Annotated in this window: 8 protein-coding genes; 3 read left to right on the top strand and 5 right to left on the bottom strand. The window is 45.7% G+C overall.

Going from position 1 to position 5,631, the window contains the following annotated elements; all coding sequences use genetic code 11:
- The 5 genes from GX117_09115 to GX117_09095 form a co-directional block, all read right to left on the bottom strand.
- Positions 1–705 (bottom strand): SH3 domain-containing protein (locus tag GX117_09115; protein ID NLO33500.1); only part of this gene is annotated, 705 nt, incomplete at its 3' end.
- A 119-nt stretch (positions 706–824) separates the two neighbouring features.
- The gene (locus GX117_09110; protein NLO33499.1) at positions 825–2,279 is read right to left on the bottom strand and encodes a hypothetical protein; all 1,455 of its coding nucleotides are present in this window, start codon (positions 2,277–2,279) and stop codon (positions 825–827) included.
- 103 nt (positions 2,280–2,382) lie between these two features.
- On the bottom strand, positions 2,383–2,643 hold the full coding sequence (locus GX117_09105; protein NLO33498.1) for a hypothetical protein: 261 nt from the start codon (positions 2,641–2,643) through the stop codon (positions 2,383–2,385).
- Positions 2,644–2,667: 24 nt separating this feature from the next.
- A complete protein-coding gene (locus tag GX117_09100) occupies positions 2,668–2,859 on the bottom strand; it encodes a hypothetical protein (GenBank protein NLO33497.1) in 192 nt (63 codons plus the stop codon).
- Complete coding sequence (locus GX117_09095) at positions 2,849–3,199, bottom strand: hypothetical protein (protein NLO33496.1); 351 nt, start codon at positions 3,197–3,199, stop codon at positions 2,849–2,851. Before GX117_09095 ends, GX117_09100 begins: the two co-directional genes overlap by 11 nt.
- 129 nt (positions 3,200–3,328) lie before the next feature.
- Here GX117_09095 and GX117_09090 point away from each other — a divergent pair, with 129 nt between their 5' ends.
- From GX117_09090 to GX117_09080, 3 genes are all read left to right on the top strand, one after another.
- Positions 3,329–3,517 (top strand): hypothetical protein, encoded by a 189-nt coding sequence (locus tag GX117_09090; GenBank protein ID NLO33495.1) that lies wholly within the window; start codon positions 3,329–3,331, stop codon positions 3,515–3,517.
- 141 nt (positions 3,518–3,658) lie between these two features.
- Positions 3,659–5,116, top strand: a complete 1,458-nt coding sequence (locus tag GX117_09085) for a lipopolysaccharide biosynthesis protein (GenBank protein ID NLO33494.1) — start codon at positions 3,659–3,661, stop codon at positions 5,114–5,116.
- A gap of 258 nt (positions 5,117–5,374) precedes the next feature.
- Positions 5,375–5,557 (top strand): hypothetical protein, encoded by a 183-nt coding sequence (locus tag GX117_09080; GenBank protein ID NLO33493.1) that lies wholly within the window; start codon positions 5,375–5,377, stop codon positions 5,555–5,557.
- The last annotated feature ends 74 nt before the right edge of the window (positions 5,558–5,631 follow it).

Here is a 5,631-nt window from a genome sequence, read left to right as displayed (position 1 = left end):
CGACAAGACAAACTGGAAAGGTGATCCTCCCTGTCCTGAATTTGCTGGCGGCCGGGTTGTCGCGGGAGCCTGAGTGGTTGTTTTAACCGTGGTGGCGGCCACCGCCGTTGTTGTGGTCACCGGAGGATACTGGCTGATATACGCCTTTGCGACGTAGCCGATCTCGTATCCGGCCAATCGTATCTTAGCCCATTCATTGCTCAGGCCAATGACTCGTAGGGGTTTGCCGTGTTCGAGTTGCTGCTTGACTGGCGCGTCGGTTGAGGGCGCTTCACGCAAGTTGAGCCCTGACTTGGATATGACGTAGTAGCGGATGTCGACGTCACGAAAGGTGGTGCCTGCCGTGGTCGTTTCCGTTGCAGTAGATGGGGTTGAAGGGGCTGTTTCAGATGAAGGTTCTGTCTTTTCAACCTGGGTTCCAACAGTTTTGACTGAACCGTTGAAATTGTCATTGACGGGGGCTTGCACCTCGTCGAGGAGAAAGATCAGTTCACTGTCGGGATTATGGCGATCGATCAGCCCTTCGACATTAAATATGCCTTCTTCCGACAACCACGCGGGTTGGGTCAGACCCGTATCCTCCGCAGCAGAGTCCTTGGATTTGCTGTCATTGACAATCCGAAAGAGCAACGCCACCAACAAGGCCGCTACCAGTACTGTGGCGGTTGTCAGGAGAATCTTATCGATTTTGCGCTTTTGTCGCATGACTCCTCTGGTTCCAACACAAGCAAGAAGCTGTGCTTCTTGTCTGCCATTTTACGACGTTTCTCCTTCTCATGCAAACAGGAGGTACATGGGCACCTCCTGTATTCCAACTAAACCAGCTAGTTTTTGACTGATTCAACGCCTACTATTCCGTGTATACGAACTCCCATTCCCGCTGCAAGCTCAAGGTCATGGATTGCCTTCCTCATGCTTGTCCGGCGTGCCTGAACGAGCTGAACGACAGAATCCGCGGACCGGAGCACCTTAATTCCTTCAGCTGTATCTGCGACCACCCTGACGCTTTGTATGGAGGGAAGTTCTTTAATAGCTTCAACCAGCATTTCAATTGAAGAATCTTCCGCTTCACCCATCACGGCAACAGTAAAGGGGAGTTCGACATCAAGCTCTGTTCCTTCTTTCCCAGCCAGTCCCTCAATAACGGAGACAGCATAGCGTACACTCTCTTTCGCATCGACTCCTCTTTTCCTGTAAAAGAGACCTTCCAGCCACCGATCAATACCGGATCCGAATTTCTTTTTCACTTGAGGGGAAGCAACCGCTATTGACCCGATATAGAGGAGTTTAAGCTGATCGGCAAATTCTTCAGGCGACCAGATAAGAGCGGAGGATGTTGCACGGAAAACTGCGATAAAAGCAGCGATTAGGATACCAATGAAAGCACCTGCGATCCCGTACTTCAACATATTTCGTTTCAAAGACGGCTTGGGCTGAGCCCCGATTTGTTCGATTTTTTCTTCCAAGGCTTCTTCGAGGACTTCTTCTATGATCAGGTCGATTTCCTCTTTTGCCTCATCAATTTTAAGTAATAGTCCGTCGATCTCGCTTCCGACCCGTTCTCTCTCCATCTTTATTAGCGGATTTGCCACAACCAGGGATTTTCGGTTTTGGATTTCGATATCGTATAAATAATCTACATCGACACTTTCCCGGATATTTTCATCGAAGAATGTTTCGGCTTCCGTAGCCAGTCTTTCAGCATTCTCAAGATCCAGAGCTGTGACCTCGAAATAGAGGTGATTGTCCTCGTCCAAGCTAAGACTAATTAGCTCCGCTATCCATTGCACCTCAACATAATCCTGGTAAGCAGCCACAAGATAATTGGCAAATTCTTCATCTTTCGCTATTTTGAGTAACTCAAGATTGAGAAAATACTTTCTATGCTCATATGTATCTTCTGACTCTTCAGATGGCATTTCAGGCGTAATCACTATGTTAAAGGACGCCAGTGGTTGTGCTTTTTCGTCGATTTTAAGATAAATACTATCCGCCAACTTGTGTTTCGAGATATTGACTCGTTCATTCAGCTTTTCAATTTTTTCCTTTAGAAGAAGTACATCAGAGTTCTCCTTGAGAACTGTAGCTTCCACAACATCAGTTTCTTCGCTCGTTAGCACAACTTCTATCGAAGACCTTTCAAATATTCGCCCGCGATAAAAAGCAAAGCCTGCAAGGAGGAAGACTCCGATGACGGCAAACACGATCATCTGCCGCCAAGCGCACAGGAGAACGAAGATTAGATCTTTGGTTTTTATTGAATGCTCAGAATTGGCCATATCTTATCCCCTTTGAATTACAATATTTATTTCTTTCAGACTCACAGTATATCTCACTGATAAGCGTTTAGTTTTTCAATGTTCTCTCGCCCGAAACTGCGAGTCAAGTCCAGATTGTTGGCGTTACATAACCGCCTACAGTAGTTAGATGGCAGGCAAGAACCGCCATGACGTCGCTGAAGGCCTTATCTAAAAGGTCTAGAAGAGTGTTATATGACTTGGTGCTAATCGCCTCTAGGAGCCCGAAAGGGGCGTCACAGCGTTGACAGACTACCTCATCACAGTCAGGATTGTCGTACATGTATAGTAATCGTGTGCGAATCGTAGAGCGGTGATTCTTGGGGATTTTGTCTAAGAGATTTATTGAGAAATGTGCTTGGCAGCACTGTCAGACGGCGTTGCAAAACTGATCCCCGATCGCTTTGACCAATCCTCCATAATTATCGGAGACATCGAAATCGACATCCTCCAAACCACGGATTTTTAAACTTGCGAAAATTTCATACCAGACTTCGTAGCTTTCCCAATCGCCGACTTGGATCCCCTGGATCTCCCGATGTCCTTCCAGATTAACGCCCATCGCGACCAGTATTCCCTTTGACCTTACAGCTCCCCGATTCCGAGCCTTCACATAGATCACATCCCGCACGACGAAAAGACAGGTGACGATTCTGGAAGGCTGCGATGATGGGATCCAAGTTCGCACATAAGGCAGATACCATGTTCTTTGAAAAACTTGTTCCGCAAGGCGTTTCAGCGATCTTTTCTACCTTGCGGGTCGACACGCCTTGGATCACCATCTCCATGAGGCTCAACAACAGGGCCAGCTCACTTCGCTCATGATGGTTGAAAAGTTGGGTCGAAAAAGTCCCCTCCCAAAATTTTGGAACGTGAACTGTCAAGGAACCCACGTGTATTATAAGTCGGCGCGTGCGATAACCACTTCGGCAGGTCTCCTGCCATCCTCTCGTTCAATGCTTCTAAACTTCTATCAATTTGAAGGTTGTTTGATGAATGTCGATCCGTTCTCGCCACAAAGGACCTTTCCCTTGGAATCGAGCTTAATGGCAGTCGCAATCAGGGAAGAGGCGGCGCGAAAGCACGATGAGACCGATCAAGGAGAAAACAAGAACAATAGCTCGTTTCAGGTACAGATACGAGGCATGGACTACTTATCGACTTCCAACAATTCCATCCAAAAGAAATGGGTAACCTCCCTGCACAACTCCAACCTCTGAGTCTATGAAATTGGGAAGTGAGCGGTTTTTAAGACTCTGTTCAACGTCATTAATTTATGGGCGATAAAATACGTAGTTCTTTTTGTTCCTAAAGAATGAGATTATTGGTAGTATGAAAGCGAAAGAAATAGGCAAATTCAAATGACTGAAATCAACAAAACGCGTATTCTCTCCTCTTTGTTTTGGAAGTTTCTTGAAAGAGGCGGCGCGCTCGGCCTTCAATTCCTAGTGCAGGTTGTGCTGGCAAGGCTCCTTCTGCCAGAAGATTTTGGAACAATCGCCTTAGTGTACGTTTTTATTTCAATCTCCGTCGTGTTTGTCGAAAGTGGTTTCGGTATCGCGCTGGTGCAAAAGAAAGAGGTCGATGAAGTTGATTTTTCCTCTGTGTTCTACTTGAGCATACTTGTATCAACCCTTTTTTATTTCCTTTTATTCTTCACCGCACCACACATCGCACATTTCTATAATATGCCAAATATCGTGAAAATAATTAGAGTGTTGGCTGCAAATTTGGTATTCTACGCGATAAATTCTATACAATACGCAATTGTTGCCCGGAATTTTCAGTTTAAATTACTTTTTTTTAGAAGCACGGGTGCATTGCTGGTATCTGGAGCCGTCGGGATCACATTGGCACACGCAGGGTATGGACTATGGGCGATTGTTGGCCAACAAATTACTAATCAGCTGGCAATTACTCTTATTCTATGGTTTACACTACGCTGGAGACCTCGTTTGCTATTTTCTTTTGCGAGAGTTAGAGAACTTTTCTCGTTTGGGTGGAAACTTCTGTCTTCTTCGCTGTTAAGTACTACATATAGGGAACTACATAATCTCGTTATGGGAAAAATATTCGACCCCGTAACACTAGGCAATTATAATAGAGGACAACAATTCCCTTCATTCATTGTATCTAATATAGATGGCTCTATTCATGCCGTGATGTTCCCTGTCTTGGCGACTCATCAAGATGATGTTTCCAAGGTAAAAAATGTCATGAGACGTTCTATCCTATCTAGCTCCTTCGTAGTATTTCCGTTGATGGCTGGTCTGGCGGCAACTGCTGAGTCGGTAATTCGAATTGTATTAACTGACAAATGGCTATCAAGTGTTCCTTTTCTCCAAATAGCATGTGCGGGCTTTGCCCTAATGCCGATCCAAACCGCTAATTTGCAGACCATCAATGCCCTCGGTAGAAGCGATATTTTCCTTAGGCTGGAAATTTTTAAGAAAACCATTGGGATGATTATTTTGGGAGTCACCGCATTTTGGGGAATTTATGCAATTGCCTATGGCGGGGTTGTTACGGCTATACTGTCTTCATTTATCAATGCCATTCCAAACAAGAAGCTTCTTGATTATAGCTATGGCGAACAAGTCAAAGATGTAGCTCCTTCGCTCTTTTTATCACTCTTCATGGGTACAATTGTTTATACGTTGAAATGGCTTGGCCTATCATCGGGTTTGACGTTAGCAATTCAATTGGCAACAGGTGTGATCCTCTATCTCGGCATCGCAAAAATGATAAATATGGCAAGCTACGTTTATTTAATTCAAACGATGAAATCTATTTTTTCAAGAAAAAAGAATGTCTGCTAGGAGATATCATCGAATGCGAATTATTCAGAAACCAATGCGGCGATAAGTCCTCACGTAATAACGCAAGCCCCTTCTACCGAACGTAAAGCGTTCTTTGTCAGACGCTCCCCGTATGACGACGAGAAGGACGACGAGAAGGTGGAATTTTGATACTGTCAAGGATCCGACCTGTTGACTTTGTCAACAGGTCGTTTATCGTACGTTATCCGCGCACTCGAACAAGTCCGTTGGGGTTCAGTTCAACGAAAGGATTTTTGCATGGCGGCAGTGGACTTCGTTATGCGTGATTTCCATCTCCACCAAAGAATTAACACAGGCGCTTTCCTGACCTCCTTTGGGCGGCCCTGCAAACAACCAGTTCTTACGTCCCACGGCGAAGGGGCGAATGGTGATTATTACGGTGCGGCGGAGCCACTGTTCCGCCGCACCGTGAGCCAATGATTCCGGAAAATGTGAGCCACTGTTCCGGAGACTGAGAGCCGGTTAGAGTGGTTTTAGACGACTCCCGTACTTTT

It is taken from the genome of Candidatus Hydrogenedentota bacterium, from assembly GCA_012523015.1.
In the GTDB taxonomy this organism is placed as follows: domain Bacteria; phylum Hydrogenedentota; class Hydrogenedentia; order Hydrogenedentales; family CAITNO01; genus JAAYBJ01.
The sequence above is the reverse complement of the archived record's forward strand: the minus strand, read 5'-3'. Positions and strand labels throughout refer to the sequence as shown.

Excerpts from the sequence above, each read along its gene's own strand:
- GX117_09110 (NLO33499.1), bottom strand. The coding sequence starts at position 2,279 with ATGGCCAATTCTGAGCATTCAATAAAAACCAAAGATCTAATCTTCGTT.
- GX117_09085 (NLO33494.1), top strand. The coding sequence starts at position 3,659 with ATGACTGAAATCAACAAAACGCGTATTCTCTCCTCTTTGTTTTGGAAG.
- GX117_09100 (NLO33497.1), bottom strand. The coding sequence starts at position 2,859 with ATGGGCGTTAATCTGGAAGGACATCGGGAGATCCAGGGGATCCAAGTC.
- GX117_09080 (NLO33493.1), top strand. The coding sequence starts at position 5,375 with ATGGCGGCAGTGGACTTCGTTATGCGTGATTTCCATCTCCACCAAAGA.